Raw genomic sequence first — 18,314 nt, forward strand, 5'->3', positions numbered from 1 at the left:
CCCCCAGGAAGGTGTTTGTGCAGGTCACCAGCGTAGGTCACGCCGGATTTCTGATCGAGACCCCAGCGGGCAGCATCCTGTGCGACCCGTGGGTCAACCCCGCGTACTTCGCGTCCTGGTTCCCCTTCCCGGACAACAGCCAACTGGACTGGGACAAGTTGGGTGACTGCGACTACCTGTACCTGTCGCACCTGCACAAGGACCACTTCGACGCCAAGAACCTGGCCGAGCACGTCAATAAGGACGCGGTGGTGCTGCTGCCGGACTTCCCGGTCCCGGACTTGCGAAATGCGTTGCAGGAGTTGGGTTTCTACCGGTTCTTCGAGACCGGCAACTCGGTCAAACATCGCGTCAGCGGTCCGAAGGGCGAGCTCGACGTGATGATCATCGCGCTGCGCGCGCCGGCCGACGGGCCGCTCGGTGACTCGGCGCTGGTGGTTTCCGACGGCGTCACAACGGCTTTCAACATGAACGACGCCCGGCCGGTCGATCTCGACGTGTTGGCGTCGGCGTTCGGCCACATCGACGTGCACATGTTGCAGTACTCCGGCGCCATCTGGTACCCGATGGTCTACGACATGCCCGCCCGCGCCAAGGAGTCCTTCGGCGTGCAGAAGCGGCAGCGGCAGATGGACCGTGCCCGCCAGTACATCGCCCAGGTGGGCGCCACGTGGGTCATCCCGTCGGCCGGTCCGCCGTGCTTCCTGGACACCGAACTGCGCCATCTCAACGACGACCACGGCGATCCGGCCAACATCTTCCCCGACCAAATCGTGTTCCTCGACCAGATGCGGGCCCACGGCAACGACGGCGGCCTGCTGATGATCCCCGGCTCGACCGCGGACTTCACCGGCACCGCCCTGAACTCGCTGAGCCACCCGATGCCCGACGACCAGGTCGAGGCGATCTTCACCACCGGCAAGCAGGCCTACATCGCCGACTACGCCGAGCGGATGGCGCCCGCCCTGGCCGCCGAGAAGGCGCGGTGGGCGCCCGCCACGGGCGAGCCGCTGCTGGAGCAGCTGCGTGCGCTGTTCGAACCGATCATGTCGCAGAGCGACGAGATCTGTGACGGCATCGGCTATCCCGTCGAACTCGTGATCGGCCCGGAAACCATCATCCTGGACTTCCCGAAACGTACTGTGCGCGAACGCATTCCCGACGAGAAGATCCGCTATGGTTTCGCCATAGCGCCGGAGTTGGTGCGCACCGTATTGCGCGACCGGGAGCCCGATTGGGTCAACACCATCTTCTTGTCCACCCGGTTCAGGGCGTGGCGTGTCGGCGGTTATAACGAATACCTGTACACCTTCTTCAAATGCCTCACCGACGAGCGGATCGCCTACGCCGACGGCTGGTTCGCCGAGACTCATGACGATTCTTCGTCGGTCACGCTGGACGGCTGGGAAATTCAGCGCCGCTGCCCACACCTGAAGGCCGACCTGTCGAAATTCGGTGTGGTCGAGGGCAACACGCTGACCTGCAACCTGCATGGCTGGCAATGGCGATTGGACGACGGTCGCTGCCTGACCGCGCGGGGTCACGAACTGAGAAGTTCGCGGGCATGAGCGCCACCCACGGCCAGTGTTACGACGACGGCCTGGTCCAGCTGGACCGCGCGGCGATCACCCTGCGCCGCTACCACTTTCCCTCCGGCACGTCGAAAGTGATCGCACTCGGCGCGGTTCGTGGGTACAAGGCCGAGGGGTTGGGCCTGCTGACGCATCGATTCCGGATCTGGGGCAGCTCGGACTTGCGCCGCTGGCTCCCGCTGGACGTGAGCCGGCCGTTCAAGTCGACGCTGATCACGCTTGACGTGCCGGGCATTCAGCCCAGCCCCGCCTTCACGCCGGCGCGACCCGAGGAGTTCACCGCACTCCTGGACGAGCTGCTAAGTCAGCGCGGTTAGCCGCGCGGGCGAGTGCGCGAACACCTGGCTGCGCCTGCCGTCGGCCACCCGGACATACGCCGACTTCAAGGCGTCGATGTACCGGCGCACCGATTCGCGGGCGACCGGGTTGTCGGGAAACAACACCGTCACCTTGGTCTCGTGTTGTAGCCGGATGACCCACAGCGAGACTTGATGGGACACCCTGCCCTCGTCGTAGATCCGAAAGTTCAAGTCGGAGTTCGCGACCGAGGACAGCGGGGCGATGCTGGCGTCCAGGAACGACATCACGAAGTTGCCGGGCCGCGGCCTGGCCAAACCCGCCCCCGGGGGCGCCAACTCCAGCACCCGGTCGAACGGAATGGTGGCCAAGTCGATGCCCGAATCGAAGGACGTCTGCGCGGAGTGCGCCGCGTCCCCGAAAAGCCCGGCGTCGATGTCGACCGTGACCGGAACCAGGCCGGTGAACCAGCCAGTCGTCATCAATTCCGTTGGCGTCCTGCGGGTATCGGTAGTCGTTACCGCGGAAAACGTTTCCGCACCGGTCAATTCACGGTGCGTGAGGCCCGCGCAGGCGAACACACCGCCGCTGAAGCGGGCATCCGCAGCCACGCAGGCCCGCTCGAACCGTTCCGTCTGCCGTTCGTCCATCAGCGTCTCGGTGACGAGCTTGCCGGCATAGGGCACCGAGAGGTCGCCGAGTCGCAGCGGAAAGTGCGGTAGCGTCCCCCCGTTTTCGGCGGCGAAGGCGGTCCACGCGCGCACCTTGGGGGAGTCGGCCGTCAACGTGGCCATCTCCTCCCGCTGCCGAACGCAGTACTCGCCGTAACGCCCGGCCTCCGGGAGTTCGACGGGCGCGCCGCCACCGACCAGGGTGGCGTACATCAGGTGGATCTCCGTGAAGAGAACGCCGACGATCATGGGGTCGACGCAGAGGTGGGCGATGCTCGCGTAGAAGGTGAAGTGGTTGTCGCTTTGCACCACTCCGAACAGAAAACAATCCCACTGCAGCGGCTGCGGGGTCGATATGTGTTCGCGCAACTCCGTGGGCGTGAGCCCCCCGTGCTCGATCGGGACGAGTTCGATGTCATCGGGGTCGGCGATGGTGTGGCGAACGATCTGTTGGGCGTCGCGGTAGTCGAACCAGCTGTGGTAGGTGTCATGCCGGCGGATGTGCGCATTGACCGCGTAGTTCATCGCGCGGATGTCGCAGCGGCCGGGGACCTCCCAGGTGAAGATCATCAGGCGCGACATGTCCAGGCCCCGCGCGGCGTGATCGCTGTAGCGCCGAAGGTGTTGGGTTTGCTGGTAGCTGGGGGGAACCGGACTGGGCGGCGCCGCTGCCGCTTTGGCCCTCGCCGCCGGTGAGGCGTGCCAACAGATGACGGAGCGCGCCTGCGGTGTCCAGTCTTGAAGAGTGGTTATGCCGAACACTGAATACCCTGCACCTCCGCGCTGTTCGGCTCGGCGGGGCGCAGCTGCGCGCCCGCCGGGCGATGCTCAGGCGACCTGCCGTCCGCGCTGTCGCCGCGGAGCCGAGCCCGCCGGGGCACCCGCAGCCATCCCGCGGCCAGGCGTGTTTCACGCTGCTCCACGAAACCCTCTGGTGGGCACCAACAATGACGGCACCGGACCGGCAGGCCCAGCCGCCCCCCAGGATTTCTCCAGCCGCAAGTGGTGCTGCGGGAGCCCCCAGCATATCCGCTTTGGGCGGGGTCCGCCCCGCGACATCCCGTGTGCGCGTGACGTTTGGGTTACACCCGTCTGAACCCAGCCTGACGAAATTCGCTACCCCCTGGCATGATCAGCCGAGACCGGCTTGTGCGGGCGAGTTTGGGCGCTGGACCTGGCCGCGTGCGGTACGTTGCCCAGCATGTGGATCACCGTGCTGGTATTGGCCGGCTCGGTGATTTTCGAACCGATCCGGCTCGGTCTGGTGATCCTGCTGCTCAGCCGGCGGAGCCCGCTCAGGCAGTTGCTCGCGTTTCTGTGTGGTGGCTTCGCGATGGGCGTGGGCGTGGGGCTGACGGTGCTATTCCTGCTACGGACCGCGCCGGTGGTCGGCCACGTCAGTGTGGCGCAAGTGCAAATCGCTTCCGGGCTCGTGGCTTTGCTGATCGCCGTTGTGGTGGCCACGCGCGATTCGGCGCGCAGCCGCGCCCGCCCCGCCTTGGCGCCCGTCAGGGTCGGAACTGGCGGCGTTGCGCTGCTGGAGCGGCCGGCACCGAGCGGCCGCCGGCAACTGGCTGACCGCGCACGCGTCTTCTTGCGGGGCGACTCGCTCTGTGTCGCAGCGGTTAGCGGTATGGGCGCCGCTTTGCCTTCGGCGAACTACCTGGGCTCGATGGCCGCCATCCTCGCCTCGCACGCCGCGCCCCTCGCGCAGGTTCAGGCGCTGGTGGCCTTCAACCTGGTGGCCTTCACCGTGGCGGAGCTCCCACTGATCGGGTATCTCACGGCGCCGCGCAAGACGCGTGCCGTCATGGCCGGGCTGCGGAACTGGTTGCTGTCACGCGGTCACCGCGACATCGCGGTATTGCTGGCCTTCGCGGGTTGTTTCATGCTCGTCCTCGGGCTGACCAGCATCAGTGCGCGGTAGCATCCCTGCTGTAGCCCTTTCGGTAGGCCGTGAGGAGAGTTCGTGAACAAATTGCTCACCTCGGCCATCACCGTTGGAACATTGGCGTGCGCAATCGTTTTCGATTCCGGTGGCGCCGCCGCCGACACCGCTTTGATAGTGCCCGGCACGGCCCCGTCCCCCTACGGGCCGCTGCGGTCGCTGTATCACTTCGATCCCGCGATGCAGCCGCAGATCGACGCGCGCTATTACAGTCCGGCGGCCGTGCGCCGCGTGGTGCCCTACCCGGGCAGCTTCTGGCCGGTCACCGGGCTGAGTTCGCCGACCGTCAACAGCTCCGTGACCACCGGGGCGAACAATCTCGATGCCGCGATCCGCAACACCGACGGTCCCATCTCGGTGGCCGGACTGTCCCAGGGTTCGCTGGCGCTGGACCGCGAGCAGGCGCGCCTGGCACACGACCCGGCGGCGCCGCCGCCCGGTCAGCTCACCTTCATCAAGGCCGGTAACCCCGACAACCTGCTCTACAAGGTGTTCGGGCCCGGGACGCACGTGCCGATCATCGACTACACCGTCCCCGCTCCAGTGGAGAGCCAATACGACACGGTCAACATCGTGGGGCAGTACGACCCCTTTTCCGACCCGCCCAACCATCCCGGAAACCTGCTGGCCGACCTGAACGCGATTGCGGCGGGCGGGTATTACGGTCACAGCGCCACCGCATTCTCGGACCCGTCCCGGGTCGCACCGTGGGACATCAGGAGGACCACCAACGACCTGGGCGGCACGTCGACGACCTATTTCATCCGGAACTCCGAGCTGCCGCTGGCCCGGGCGCTGGTCGACGGGGCGGGGATGCCCCCCGAGGCGGTGGGGCCGATCGACGCGGTGCTGCGCCCGATGGTGGACCGCGCCTACGACCCGGGCCCGGCGCACAACCCGGTCCAGATCATCAACGGCATCACCCACATCCCGACGATTTTCTCTGCGGTCTCCTGGCCCATCCGCGGCGCCCGCGCCGGGATCAACCTGGCCACCAACTCCCTGGCCGTCGCCAACCTGGCCCGGATCCTCACCCCGGGTCCCGGGCTCGGCAAAGGCGGCGTGGTGCGCAAGGTCGTCCGCGCGGTCGTCAAAGCCAAGAAGTAACCGCTAGAGCCGCAGCCCGTCGCGGGGCGAAAAGCCAATCAGCTGTTCGGCTATCGGCGCCGGTGACTTCTCTTCTTCGGGCAGCAGCGGCTTACGTCCGACCGGGCGACGGCGCCCTGGCGGCCGGCTCAAGGACGCCCAGCCCGACGGCCACCACCAGTTCGCCCGCCCGACCAGCACGGCGATTGCGGGCACCGTCACCGTCCGCAGCAGGAACGTATCCAGCAGCAGGCCCGTCCCCAGGACGAAGCCGGCCTGAATCACCGTCGACAGGCTGGCGAATACCAGGCCGTACATCGACGCTGCCATGATCAGGCCCGCCGCGGTGATCACCCCGCCCGTCGAGGAGACGGTTCGGACGACACCGGTTCGGATTCCCGACGCCGACTCGTCCCGTAGCCGGGAAATGAGCAGCATGTTGTAGTCGGCGCCCACCGCGACCAAGATGACGAAGGTCAATCCCGGGACGCTCCAATGCATTTGCGCGCCGAGTAGGAACTGGAACACGATGACGCCGATGCCGAGGGCCGACATGTACGACACGATCACCGTGCCGATCAGGTACAACGGCGCAATGACCGCCCGCAGCAATGCAATGAGAATGAGCAGCACCACGCAGATCGTCATCGCGATGATGAACCGCAGATCGTGATCGGAGTAGTCGCGCGTCTCCTTGAGCACCACCGGCAGCCCCACCACCGAGACCTTGGCGTCGGCCAGCGTGGTGTTCGGCTGGGCGCCCTGCGCAGCCGCCCCGATCGCGTTGACCTGATCCATCGCCGCGGTGCTGAACGGATCGAGATCGGTCTGGATCAGGTACCGCATCGCGTGTCCGTCGGGTGAAACGAACGCGCCGGCAAGTCGTTTCAACTGATCGGCCGTCATTCCGCCCATCAGGTCCTGCACCCCGCCCGGCAACTCGGCCGGCTTCCCGCCCTCACCGGTGGCGTACGACAAGGCTTGTGCGGGAATGTAGAAGCCCGCCATCGCCGGCGTCGTCGCTTCCTTCTTCATCGACAGCAGGAACGCGGACGCCTCCCCCAGCCCGAAACCCATCTTCTTGACCTGATCGACCAGTTGCTGCACTCCGTCGGCCAATTGCCTGCTGCCGTCCGCCAGCGTGTTGGTCCCCTGCTGCAGGAAGGTGATCTTCGCCCGCATGCCGCCCGGGCTGCCCATCCCCAGGGAGCCCATCGCACCGATGACGGTGGACAGCGCCCGGCGCAACCCGGAAACCGTTGCCGCGAGGGTGTGTACGGCCTCGGTCGCCCGCAGTTGGCGCGCCAACTCCGATATCTTGCCCAGCGTCCCGTCGTCGCGCGCGGTCACCAACCGCTGCAGTTCCTCGCGCGCGTTCACGCAGGCGGGCTCGGCGCTGCACATCGGGCTGTTGTCCAGTGCACCCAGCACTGGGTTGGCCCAATCGGAGTTGTTCGCAACGAAATTGGCGTTGGCGCCGATGGCGTCGCCGAGCGAACGCATCCCGTTGACGAGCCGTTCGGCGCCCTCGAGTTCGGCCAGCGCCCGGTTCCCGCCGAAGACGTTCTGCAGCGTCGCCAGCGCGTCGACCAGGCCCCCGACGGCGGACACCGCCTGATTCACCTGGGTGCGCACGTCGCCGAGCTTGCCCGCCATCGTGTTGGCGCCGCCCGCCAACCGGTCGAGATCACCGGTGTGGTCGACGATTTGCTTGGAGCCCGCGTCCAGTTTGTCGCCGACTTCACCGGCCTGCCATGAGGTCTTGGCCTGCTCCAGGGACTGCCCGGTGGGCCGGGTGATGCCCCGGACCATCGCGACGCCCGGCACCTGGCTGACTCGCTGTGCCATCTGTTCGAGGTCGGCGAGGGCCCTCGCCGTCCTCAGATCCTGCGGCGAGGAGATGAACAGGTACTCGGGGATGATCAGGTTGGTCGAGAAGTGCTTGTCCAGCGCGGCGTATCCGATCGAGCTTTCGACGGTGCCGGGCAGGGCCTTGCGGTCGTCGTAGTTGTAGCGGGCCAGACCCGCGCACCCGGCCAGGATCACCAGCACCAGCGCGCTGGCCAGCAGGTGGGCCTTGGGCCGGCGCACGATGTTGACGCCCGAACGCCGCCAGAAGCGCCGGCTGAGGTCGCTGCGCGGCGCGATCCAGCCGCGGCGCCCGGCGAGCACCAGCAGTGCCGGCAGCAGGGTGATCGCCGCAAAGAACACGACGGCCACCGAGATGCCGAGCACCGGCCCGACCGTCCGCAAGATTCCCAACCGGGTGAAGACCATCCCGAGGAAGGTGATCGCGACGGTGGCGGCCGACGCCGCGATCACTTTGCCGATGGACGCCAGCGCCTTGACCACCGCCTCATCCGAAGCCACGCCCTGACGCACGTAGTCGTGATATCGGCTGATCAGGAACACCGCGTAATCGGTTCCGGCGCCGACCATCATCCCGCTCATGAAGATGACGGTCTGGTTGGCGATGCCCAGGCCCGCCGATCCGACGACGGCCACCAGCCGCTGGGCCACCACCGCGGACGTCCCGATCGTCAACAGCGGCAGCACCATCGTGACCGGGTTCCGGTAGATCACCAGCAGAATGACGAACAACAGCACGACGATCGCTAATTCGATTCGCGCGCGGTCGCGCTGGCCGGTGAGGTTCAGGTCGGCGACCGTCGACGCGGGCCCGGTCAGGTTGGCCCTCAGCGTGGATCCGGCCACGGTCTGCTTCACGGTGTCGGCCACCCGCGCGTACGCCTGTTTGGATTGCGGCGAGCCGAGGTCGCCGGGCAGGCCGACGGGCAGCATCCACGCCTGGTGGTCCTTACTGGTCATCAGCTCACGCAGCGGCGGGGTGGTCAGAAAATCCTGCACCATCGCGACGTCTCGGCTGTCCCGGCGGAGGGCCTCGACGAGGTTCCGGTAGGTGCCTTCGTCGGCGGGGGTCAGCCCCTTACCGTCGCTGAGCACCACCACCGCGATGCTCTGCAACCCGGCTTCCCCGAACGCGGCGTTCATGTTTCGGGTTGCGGCCAACACCGGGGCGTCCGAGGGCAGGATGGCCACTGGGTGTTGCTGAGAGATCTGTTCCAGCGACGGCGCGGTCAGCGATAGGACGCCCGCGATCGCGATCCAGACGCCGATCACCAGCCACGGCCGGCGCACTATCAGGCGTCCGAGCCGGGGGAAGATGCCCGGGGAGTCGTCCCGGCCGGCCTTCGCTAGTGACATTCGAGAACCGCATTCTTTCCGGCGTTAGTACGCGGCCTGCCGATACCGGTGGGCAGCGTTACGTGCACGCTCGGCCGCCCCGCCGTCGGCGATGCGGACGCACACGGATTTTAGGGCATCGAGGTATCGGGTCACGGAATTTCGGGCCACCGGGTGGTCGGGGAACAACACGCTGGCCGCGGTCTCGTCGAACCGCCCCACCATGGTGCTCAACGGGTAGGTGACCCTGCCGTCGCTGTGTGCACCCACGGTCAGTCCCTCGAACAATTTTGTCATCATCGACAGCGGATTGGCTTGCGCGTCAAAGAAATTCACCAGGTTGAACAGCGGCGGCGGCCTGCGCAGTGACGGCACCAATTCGACGACGCGCTCGAAGGGCACCCGCGCGAGGTCCGCCCCCGCGTCGAAGGACTCCTGCGCGCTTCGGGCGATGTCGTTGAAGGACAGCCCGGCGACGGGCACGGCGATCGGGATCTGGCCGGTGAACCAGCCCTGCGTCGTGAAGTCGTCCTGCGTGCTGCGCGTGTCCTTCGGGGTGATGCCGAAATAGGTTTCGGCGCTGGTCAATTCGTGACTCGCCAGGGCGAGGCACGCGAACATCCCCCCGACGAAACGGGCGCCCGCACCGACGCAGGCGGTCTCGAATCGATGGGTTTGTCCCTCATCCAGCAGTGTCAGGCCCCCTAAGTCGCCTTCATAGGGCACGGATTGATCGCCGAGGGGGAGCGGGAACGCCGGGAACGTCCCGTCGTTGCGTTCGGCGAAGTCGACCCAGGCGCGCACCTCCGCGGAGCCGGCGGTCAGCGCCGAGGTGTACTCACGCTGCCGGACGCAGTGGTCGGCGTAGCTGCCGGCCGGCGGAAGTTCGACCGGCGGGTTGCCCCCGGTGAGCTCCGCGTACATCGTCTGGAATTCCATGAGTCCCATTCCGACGAATTGGCCGTCGGCGTGCAGGTGGTCGATGCTGGCGTAGAAGGTGAAGCGGTCGGGGCGCTGAATCACCCCGAAGCCGAAGCAATCCCACTGCAGCGAGTCGGGGGTGGCCACGACATGGTCCTGCAGCTCGGCGCTGGTCAGGTCGCCGTGTTCGGTGAGCATCAGCTCGATGTCGACCGGGTCGGCGATGGTGTGCCGAACGATGTGGTCGGCGTCGAAGTACTCGAACCAGCTGCGGTAGGTGTCGTGGCGGCGCAGGTGCGCATTGATGACGTAGGTCATGGCGCGCAGGTCGCAGCGGCCCGACACCTCGACCGAAGCGATCAGCAACCGGGAGTGATCCAGGCCGCGGGCGGCCTGTTCGCGCAGGCTGCGAAGGTGCCGGGCCTGGACGTAGCTGGGGGGCACCGGGCTGACCGGCGCCGCGAGGGCCTTGGTGCGGGCAGACGGTGACGGGTGCCACGCGAACAATGCGCCGGGCGCGGGCGCCCATTCCTTGACCGTTGAGACTTCCAATGGCCCGATCCGCACCGCTGCCTCCCGTACGTAGCACCGACGGCGGTGCGTGGAGAAGGCAGTGACTGCTCACCCGGGGGATCCGCCAAACACCGGTGGTGCCGAGGTTCCCCGGTAGCGTAGCCCCCGCCGCCGTGCGCCGCTCGGAACGACGTGCCGCCCGGCCGGCGTCCCGAAGGTCAGGCCGTGCGCTCTTCGAGCGCCCGGCGCGCCGCGTTGTAGCCGGGCGTGAAGGTGATGCCCGGCCCCCCGTGGCAGCCGGCGCTGCCCAGGTACAGCCCTTCGATGGGGATCGGCTGACCGCGAAAGCCCTTGGGGCCGGGGCGGTTCGGCCCGATCTGATCCGAGCTCAGCAGTCCATGGCAGTAATCGCCTCCCGGGGCGCCGAACATCACGCCCATGTGCTTGGGGGTGAAGGTGGTGTGCCGGATGATGCTGCGCTCGAAGTTCGGCGCCAATCGGGTGATCTTGTCGATCACGCGCTGGCCCATCTCGACCTTCGCGTCGCCATAGTCGGCGCCACCCTCGATCGGGAACCACAGCGCGAACGCCGAGGCGGCGTGCTTGCCCTCGGGGGCCAGGTCCGGGTCGTTCTGCGTCGGAATCTGCAACACCACGGTGGGGTCGGCCGGCACGATTCCGCGGCGGCAGTCCTCCCACTGCTGCTGAACCTCCTCCGGCGTGCAGAACAGGCCGATGGATGCCTGCATCGCCGGGTCGTTGAGCGCCTCGTAGGGCGCGGCGAACTCCGGCGCCTCCTCCAGCGCGAAGTGCATCTGCAGGTAGCTGCCCCGATGGTCGGTCCGGGCAAATCGCTCCCGAATGTCGGCGGGCAGCAGGGCCGGGTCGATCAGGTCGTTGACGGTGACGTCGGGCGCGATGCCGGAGACGACGATCGGGGCGGTCAACTCCTCGCCGGCCTCGGTGCGCACCCCGCGCACCCGCCCGTCGGCGACCAGGATCTCGGTCACCTTGGAGCGCAGCCGGACTTCCCCGCCGTGGCTTTCCAGCAGCTCGCCCAGGTGCGAGGTGAGCGCCCCGATACCGCCGCGCAGTTTCTTCATCTGCATGGTGTCGCCGTCCGGGACACCCAAGCCGAAGGCGAGCGCGGCCGCGCTGCCCGGGGTGGCCGGCCCGCGATACAGGGTGTTGACGGCCAGCACGGTCATCGATCCGCGCAGCGCGCCGTGCTTTTCGCGGTCGGGAAGGTAACGGTCCAGCACGTCGGTGACCGAACCGAAGAGCATGTCGTCGATGGCGGAGCGCTCGAATTCGTTTGTGGCGCAGGCATACATCTCGTCGAAGGTCTTGGGCTCGGTTCCCGCCTCGAACCTGCCGAGCGCCCGCGTGGGGGCCTGTGCCCAGGCCATCAGCCCCGCCATCCCGTTGACGGCGTCCGCCCCGTGCACCTCGTTGAGGTGGGTGAACAACTTGATCGGGTCGCTGTACTGGATCAGCGGGTCGTCCCCGACGCCGCGCACCGCCACCGACATCACGTCGAGGTCGATCGTCGGCAGGGTGTCCAGGCCGAGCTCCTCGACGACCACCGTCGAGGTGGGGAACTGGACCGAGCCGGCGATCTCGAAGCGGTACCCGTCGAAGAGCTCCACCGTGGACGCCATGCCACCGGCGTACAGCTTGGAATCCAGGCACACCGTGCGCAATCCCGCCTTCTGCAGCAGCACTGCGGCCGCCAGGCCGTTGTGCCCGGCACCGATAACTATCGCGTCGTAATCAGACATGTCCTGACCTCCCGCACAGCAGGCTGGCATGCGGTCAAAGTTTTGTCAATTATGACGAAACTGTGGTGACCCAGGTACCGGAGATACCCTCCCTCAGCGATTCCAGCGCGACGTGCGACATCCGCGCCAGCTCTCCGAGCGACCGCTCCTCGCCAACCATCCAGGCCTCCATCGCACCGAACACCGCGGCGGCGATGCAGCGGGCCGTCACGGTGATGCGCAGCCGCGCATCGGGCTTGCGCGGGGCCGTGCAGCTACGCCGATCCAGTTGCGCCTCGATGGCGTCGGCGAGGTCGGCCTGGACGTCGCGAATGTGGCGATGGATGCGGTCCTGGTCGAGCTCCCCGCCTCGCATCGCGGCGATCTTCGCCACGGCCTCAACGTCATAGGGAAACGCGAAGATAGCCGACTGAACGGAATCGATGAGCGGTTCGTCAGCGGGTCTGGCGTCCAGCGCCGCGCGAAACCAGTTCAGCCCGGTGTAGTCGGCAAACAGCAGATCGTGCTTGGAGCTGAAGTGCCGATAGAAGGTGCGCAGGGAGACTCCGGCGTCGGCCGCGATCTGTTCGGCCGACGTGTCCTCGACCCCCTGCGCCAGGAAGCGCACCATGGCGGCCTGGCGCAACGCCTCACGAGTGCGTTCGCTGCGCGCCGTCTGTGCCGGCCTGACCATGCAAGTAAGTTACCCCAAACCGCCTTTTGTCAGTATTGACAAAACTTTGGGTGCCGGGTGAGACTGCGGCCATGGTCTCGCTTCTTGTGCATGCAGTTCTCGGGCTCACTGTCATCGGCTGGATCGTCGCCGCGAACTCGAAGGTCTTCGCCCGGCCGGCCGGGGGTCCGTTGTTCTCCCCGCTGGAGTGCGTCTACTACCTGGTCGGGATCGCGTCGGTCGCGCTGGGCTGGTACTTCAACATCACCTACGTCTCGCAGTATTCGCACGGGTCCACCAACCCGCTGTGGGGCGAGCACGGCAGCTGGGCCGAGTACATCAGGCTGATGTTCACCAACCCGGCCGCGTCCTCCGCCAGCCAGGACTACACGATCGCGAATGTGGTTCTGCTGCCGCTGTTTACGATCGTGGACGGCTATCGCCGTGGGTTCAAGCACCCTTGGCTGTACTTCGTCTCCAGCCTGTTCACCAGCTTTGCGTTCGCGTTCGCCTTCTACTTCGCCACCTTGGAGCGGCAGCGCCGGCACGAGCAGGCCCGCGAGACGGTGGACGCCTAGGTCCCCTCCGCCCAGCGGCGGGCCCACCGGTCCAGCGGATCGAGGGCCTCGCCCAGCGACAGGCCGGCCTCGCCGAGCTCGTAACACTGGTCGGCGCGCTGGACCACCAGGCCCGCGTCCGTCAGTTCGCCGAGCCGGTCATACAAAACGCTGGGGGACATGCCGTCGCAGCGCTCCCGCAAAGCCCGCGCTCCCAGCGGACCGTCGCGAAGCTCCCACAGGATCCGCAACGACCAGCGCCGCCCCAGGAGATCCAGGGCCGCCATCAGCGGGCGCCCGGTTGTCGACCCCCGCACCGGCCGCCCCGGCCGAGCCACCGATTGACGTTTCGGATTCCGTAACGTAGCTTTCTTGTCCATGGTTACGGAAATAGTAACGCCTCGCATCGGTGTCCTCGACCCGCCGTACGAGGACGCAGTGGCGGCACAACTTCAGAAGATGATGCCGCCGAACGTGCCGCCGATCGCCCTGTTTCGCACCCTGGTGCACAACATGCCCATGGCAGAGGCCATGACGCTCTGGGGCGGTTACGAACTCAGCCGCGCGTTGTCGCTGTCCCTTCGTGATCGTGAGATCGTGATCGACCGCACCTGCGCTCGCTGCGGCTGTGAGTACGAATGGGGCGTGCACGTCGCGTTTTTCGCAGAGAAGGCGCGCCTCGATCGCGAGCAGGTCCGCTCCTTGACCCAGGGCGGTGCCGACGATTCGTGCTGGACGGCCGAACGAGATCGCCTTCTCGTGCGGGCCGTGGACTCGCTCTGCGACCGTCGCGACATCGACGACGCCCTGTGGACGGCGCTGCGCGGCGAGTTCGACGAGTGCGAGATTCTCGACCTCACGATGCTGTGCGGGTGGTACCACGCGATCAGCTTCACCGCGCGTGCCGCCCGGGTGCCGCTCGAGCCGGGCAGCCCCACCTTCGCCGGCATCGGTGACTGATCAGTCCACGAGTGGCAGTCCGCGCTCAGGTCGGTTTGCTGGCGCGCCACCGTTGCCGCGGCCCCGACGGGTCGACCTGCACGTCCGCGAAGCCCGCCTTGAGCAGCCGCGCACCAAGATCCTTCGGCGCGATCGGGTTATAGGTGTCGGCGACGTGGAGCAGCCGGAAGGTCAGGGACGGGACGCCGTCGCTACCGGCGAAGGTCCCGCCCGGCTGCAGCACCCGGAAGGCTTCGGCGAAAAGCCGGTCCTGCAATTCGATGCCGGGAACGTGGTGCAGCATCGTGAAGCACACCACCGAGCTGAAGTGGTCGGCGGGAAGCCCGGTGGCGGTGCCGTCGCCGTGGATGATGCGGGCTCGGTCGCCGTAGCGGCGCTGCAAACGCTCGGCCATTGCGGCATCGACCTCGATGGCGGTGAGCGAATTCGCCCTATCCAGCAGGGCGAGCGTCGTCGCGCCGTATCCCGGGCCGATTTCCAAAGTGCGAGAGCCCAATTCGACGCCGTCCAACGCCCACGGCAGCAGCTGATCGGCCACCGCCTTCTCCCAGCCCACCGAGCTGCACCGCCGCCGGTGCAAGAGATTCATCGCCATGACGGCCACGCTAGGCGGCCGCACACACTGCGTGCTTCCGATATTCTGCCGTGTTATGTCGGAAATCGGCCACCACGGGCCCGCGACCTCGTCGCAGGCGCTGGCGCCGGGGACCCGCATCGAGCGGCACCGACACCCCCTGCACCAGATCGTCTACCCGTCCTCGGGCGCGGTCTCGGTCACCACCCCGGCGGGCACCTGGATCACGCCGGCGAATCGGGCGATCTGGATACCGGCGGGCTGCTGGCATGAACATACGTTCCACGGCCACACGCAATTTCACGGTGTGGCGCTGGACCCACGCCGCTACCGTCGTGGTCCCGCGGGGCCGGCGGTGCTGGCGGTCAACCCCTTGATGCGCGAACTCATCATCGCGTGTTCACGGGCCGCCGGAACCGACACCGACGAGCACCATCGAATGTTGGGGGTGCTGCATGACCAGGTGCAGGCGGCCGGTCCCGGTGAGCCACTGTGGATTCCGACACCGGTCGACGCCCGGCTCCGCGAGGCGTGCGCGTTGATCGCCGCCAACCTATCCGCGCCGTTGACGTTGCAACAGCTCGCCCGGCGGATCGGAATCAGCCAACGCACCCTGAGCCGCCTGTTCCGCGACGAGCTTTCGATGACCTTCCCGCAATGGCGCACCCAGCTCCGCCTGCAGCGCGCCCTGGTGTTGCTCGCCGAGCGCCGTGACGTCACATCGGTGGCATCCGAATGTGGTTGGGCCACAGCGAGTGCCTTCATCGACACCTACCGGCGGGCCTTCGGACACACGCCGGGCCGGGCGATCGCGAAGGCGCCCTAGCAAATGGTGCGACCCTCAGCACCCGTTAACCGGTGGGCTCGAGCAGCTCGGCGCCGACGAAAGGCACCAGCGCGTCGGGCACCCGCACGCTGCCGTCGGGCCGCTGGTGGTTCTCCAGGATCGCCACCAGCCACCGGGTGGTGCCCAGCGTGCCGTTGAGCGTGGCGGCGGTCTGCGGCTTGCCGTTGTCGTCGCGATAGCGCGTGGAAAGGCGGCGCGCCTGAAACGTGGTGCAGTTCGACGTCGACGTCAGTTCCCGGTAGGCGCCCTGCGTGGGAACCCATGCCTCGCAGTCGAATTTGCGAGCGGCCGACGACCCGAGATCACCCGCGGCGACGTCGATTACGCGATACGGCACCTCGATGCGGGCCAGCATCTCGCGCTGCCAGCCCAGCAGCCGCTGGTGTTCGGCCTCCGCGTCGCCCGGCATGCAGTAGACGAACCCCTCGACCTTGTCGAACTGGTGCACCCGGATGATGCCGCGGGTGTCCTTGCCATAGCTGCCGGCCTCACGGCGGAAACACGACGACCAGCCCGCGTACCGCAGGGGCCCACCGGACAGGTCCAGGATCTCGTCGGCGTGATAGCCGGCCAGCGGCACCTCGGAGGTGCCGACCAAATAGAGATCGTCGGCTTCGACCCGATAGATCTCGTCGGCGTGCGCGCCGAGGAATCCGGTTCCGGCCATCACCTCGGGGCGCACCAGCACCGGCGGGATCATCGGGATGAAGCCGTTCTCGACGGCCAGGCCCAGGGCCAGCTGCAGCAGCCCGAGCTGCAGCAGCGCGCCGCGCCCGGTCAGAAAGTAGAAGCGCGAGCCGGACACCTTCGCGCCGCGCTGCATGTCGATGAGGCCCAGCGACTCGCCAAGCTCCAGGTGGTCCTTCGGGTTCTCGAGCGCAGCCGGTTCGCCGACCAGGTCCAGGACCCGGTAGTCGTCTTCCCCGCCGGCGGGCACCCCCTCGATCACGACGTTGGAGATCGCCATGTGCGCCGCGGTGAACGCCGCCTCGGCCTCGGCCTGCTCGGTCTCGGCGGCCTTGACCTGCTCGGCCAATTCCTTGGCGCGCGCCAACCTGGCCGGCCGCTCCTCGGGGGACGCCGCGCCCACGCTCTTGCTGGCAGACTTCTGTTCCGCCCGCAGCGCATCGGCCGACGAGATCGCGGTCCGGCGGACGGCGTCGGCCGCCAGCAGGGCGTCGACCAGCGCCGGGTCCTCGCCGCGGTCGAGTTGGGAGCGGCGCACGGCGTCAGGGTCTTCCCGGAGCAATTTGAGGTCGATCACGGCCCTGAGACTACTTTTTCGGCTCCGGTCGGCTGGCAGAGCATCCCACCTATGATCACCCCAGGACTCACATCAGTAACGATTGTCACACCGCACAGGCGCTGCTGTCAGAATGGGAGCCGATGTCGCAAGCGCCCGAGACGGACCTCCCGGAAGCCCCGGAGGCCGACGCCCCTGCCGCCAGGCCGCAACGGTTCCCGGCGGGCTTCCGGTGGCCTCGCAGCCTGCAGGCCCAGGCCACCCGGCGCGCCCTGCTCTTGACCGCGCTGGGCGGCCTGCTGATCGCCGGGGTTGTCACCGCGCTGCCGGTCGGCGGCACCGGTCCCGGCCGATTGTCCGGCTATCTCGACGGCAACCCGGTGCCCACCACCGGGAACAAGAGCGACGCCGCCTTCAACAAGGCCGCGAGCGGTGATTGCCTGATGTGGCCGGACACCACCCCGGAGTCGGCGAAGATCGTCAGCTGCGCCGACGACCACAAGTTCGAAGTCGCCGAGTCCGTCGACATGCGGACGTTCCCCGGTTCCGAATACGGGCCCAACGCCGCTCCGCCGTCGCCCGCCCGGATCCAGCAGATCACCCAGGAGCAGTGCGAGTCCGCCGCCCGGAACTACCTGGGCCCCAAGTTCGATCCCAACAGCAAGTTCATCGTCAGCCTGCTGTGGCCCGGTGACCGGGCCTGGCGCCAGTCCGGCGAGCGCCGCATGCTGTGCGGCCTGCAACTGCCCGGCCCCAACAATCAGCAGCAGGCCTACAAGGGCAAGGTGGCCGAAGTCGACCAGTCCAAGGTCTGGCCGGCGGGCACCTGCCTGGGCATCGACCCGACCACCAATCAGCCGATCGACGCTCCGGTCGAGTGTGCGGCACCGCACGCGATGGAGGTGACCGGCACGGTCAACCTGGCCGAGAAGTTCCCCGGCGCGCTGCCGGCCGAGGCCGACCAGGACGGGTACATCAAGGACCTGTGCACCAAGATGACGGACGCCTATCTGGCGCCGGTCAAGTTGCGCACCACCACCCTGACGCTGATCTACCCCACCGTGCCGCTGGCCAGCTGGACGGCCGGCAGCCGGGAGGTCGCCTGCAGCATCGGCGCGACGTTGGGCAACGGCGGCTGGGCCACCCTGGTCAACAGCGCCAAGGGGCAGCTGCTGATCAACGGGCAGGCGCCGGTCCCGCCCCCCGACATTCCCGAAGAGCGGCTCACCCTCCCGCCGATACCGCTCCAGGTACCGGCTCAGGCCCCGCAAAGCCAGGCCAGCCCCACCCCGGAGATCCCGCCGAACAATCAGCACCTTCCGGGCCAGCAGCCGGTGGTGACGCCCCAGGCGCCCGAGACCAACTCGCCGGCCCCCCAGGCGCCACCACCCGCGGACGCCGGAGCGCCGCCGCAGGCCCCGCCGCCGCAGGCCCAGTCCGAGTACCCACCCGTCCCGGCGAACGAGAT

At 67.7% G+C, this 18,314-nt stretch carries 16 protein-coding genes; 8 read left to right on the forward strand and 8 right to left on the reverse strand.

Features of this window, described 5'->3' with window-relative positions; all coding sequences use genetic code 11:
- The first annotated feature begins 17 nt into the window (after positions 1–17).
- Complete coding sequence (locus tag A5701_RS24060; protein ID WP_067760284.1) at positions 18–1,568, forward strand: MBL fold metallo-hydrolase; 1,551 nt, start codon at positions 18–20, stop codon at positions 1,566–1,568.
- On the forward strand, positions 1,565–1,909 hold the full coding sequence (locus A5701_RS24065; protein WP_067760258.1) for a hypothetical protein: 345 nt from the start codon (positions 1,565–1,567) through the stop codon (positions 1,907–1,909). Before A5701_RS24060 ends, A5701_RS24065 begins: the two co-directional genes overlap by 4 nt.
- Here the strand turns inward: A5701_RS24065 and A5701_RS24070 are convergent.
- On the reverse strand, positions 1,892–3,322 hold the full coding sequence (locus A5701_RS24070) for a condensation domain-containing protein (protein ID WP_067760260.1): 1,431 nt from the start codon (positions 3,320–3,322) through the stop codon (positions 1,892–1,894). The genes A5701_RS24065 and A5701_RS24070 overlap by 18 nt on opposite strands.
- A 439-nt stretch (positions 3,323–3,761) precedes the next feature.
- Here A5701_RS24070 and A5701_RS24075 point away from each other — a divergent pair, with 439 nt between their 5' ends.
- Together A5701_RS24075 and A5701_RS24080 are read left to right on the forward strand one after the other, a co-directional pair.
- The gene (locus tag A5701_RS24075; RefSeq protein ID WP_067760261.1) at positions 3,762–4,487 is read left to right on the forward strand and encodes a GAP family protein; all 726 of its coding nucleotides are present in this window, start codon (positions 3,762–3,764) and stop codon (positions 4,485–4,487) included.
- Between the two features lie 42 nt (positions 4,488–4,529).
- Entirely contained in the window at positions 4,530–5,615 is a 1,086-nt protein-coding gene (locus A5701_RS24080; RefSeq protein WP_067760263.1) for a PE-PPE domain-containing protein, read from the forward strand.
- Positions 5,616–5,618: 3 nt separating this feature from the next.
- Here the strand turns inward: A5701_RS24080 and A5701_RS24085 are convergent, their stop codons facing one another.
- The 4 genes from A5701_RS24085 to A5701_RS24100 form a co-directional block, all read right to left on the reverse strand.
- On the reverse strand, positions 5,619–8,819 hold the full coding sequence (locus tag A5701_RS24085; protein ID WP_082969826.1) for an RND family transporter: 3,201 nt from the start codon (positions 8,817–8,819) through the stop codon (positions 5,619–5,621).
- A gap of 24 nt (positions 8,820–8,843) precedes the next feature.
- Positions 8,844–10,286, reverse strand: a complete 1,443-nt coding sequence (locus A5701_RS24090; RefSeq protein WP_067760265.1) for a condensation domain-containing protein — start codon at positions 10,284–10,286, stop codon at positions 8,844–8,846.
- Between the two features lie 164 nt (positions 10,287–10,450).
- Complete coding sequence (locus A5701_RS24095) at positions 10,451–12,013, reverse strand: NAD(P)/FAD-dependent oxidoreductase (RefSeq protein ID WP_067760267.1); 1,563 nt, start codon at positions 12,011–12,013, stop codon at positions 10,451–10,453.
- A gap of 49 nt (positions 12,014–12,062) precedes the next feature.
- The gene (locus A5701_RS24100) at positions 12,063–12,686 is read right to left on the reverse strand and encodes a TetR/AcrR family transcriptional regulator (protein ID WP_067760268.1); all 624 of its coding nucleotides are present in this window, start codon (positions 12,684–12,686) and stop codon (positions 12,063–12,065) included.
- A gap of 71 nt (positions 12,687–12,757) precedes the next feature.
- Here A5701_RS24100 and A5701_RS24105 point away from each other — a divergent pair, with 71 nt between their 5' ends.
- Entirely contained in the window at positions 12,758–13,243 is a 486-nt protein-coding gene (locus tag A5701_RS24105) for a DUF2834 domain-containing protein (protein ID WP_067760270.1), read from the forward strand.
- On the opposite strand, the gene A5701_RS24110 is transcribed toward A5701_RS24105, so the two are convergent.
- The gene (locus A5701_RS24110; protein ID WP_231972874.1) at positions 13,240–13,560 is read right to left on the reverse strand and encodes a helix-turn-helix domain-containing protein; all 321 of its coding nucleotides are present in this window, start codon (positions 13,558–13,560) and stop codon (positions 13,240–13,242) included. The two genes, A5701_RS24105 and A5701_RS24110, sit on opposite strands and share 4 nt — an antisense overlap.
- Before the next feature lie 40 nt (positions 13,561–13,600).
- Here A5701_RS24110 and A5701_RS24115 point away from each other — a divergent pair, with 40 nt between their 5' ends.
- Positions 13,601–14,182 (forward strand): carboxymuconolactone decarboxylase family protein, encoded by a 582-nt coding sequence (locus tag A5701_RS24115; RefSeq protein WP_067760274.1) that lies wholly within the window; start codon positions 13,601–13,603, stop codon positions 14,180–14,182.
- Between the two features lie 25 nt (positions 14,183–14,207).
- Here A5701_RS24115 and A5701_RS24120 read toward each other — a convergent pair whose 3' ends face one another.
- The gene (locus A5701_RS24120; protein WP_067760288.1) at positions 14,208–14,777 is read right to left on the reverse strand and encodes a class I SAM-dependent methyltransferase; all 570 of its coding nucleotides are present in this window, start codon (positions 14,775–14,777) and stop codon (positions 14,208–14,210) included.
- Between the two features lie 55 nt (positions 14,778–14,832).
- On the opposite strand from A5701_RS24120, the gene A5701_RS24125 reads away from it, so the two are divergent.
- Positions 14,833–15,582: a helix-turn-helix domain-containing protein gene (locus A5701_RS24125; protein ID WP_067760276.1), complete on the forward strand. Its 750-nt coding sequence runs from the start codon at positions 14,833–14,835 to the stop codon at positions 15,580–15,582.
- Between the two features lie 25 nt (positions 15,583–15,607).
- Here A5701_RS24125 and serS read toward each other — a convergent pair whose 3' ends face one another.
- The gene (gene serS, locus A5701_RS24130; protein WP_067760278.1) at positions 15,608–16,867 is read right to left on the reverse strand and encodes a serine--tRNA ligase; all 1,260 of its coding nucleotides are present in this window, start codon (positions 16,865–16,867) and stop codon (positions 15,608–15,610) included.
- A gap of 122 nt (positions 16,868–16,989) precedes the next feature.
- Between serS and A5701_RS24135 the strand changes: the two genes are divergently transcribed.
- A partial coding sequence (locus A5701_RS24135; protein ID WP_067760280.1) for a septum formation family protein occupies positions 16,990–18,314 on the forward strand: 1,325 nt, incomplete at its 3' end.

Source organism: Mycobacterium sp. E3305 (assembly GCF_001666785.1).
Classification (GTDB): Bacteria; Actinomycetota; Actinomycetes; order Mycobacteriales; family Mycobacteriaceae; genus Mycobacterium.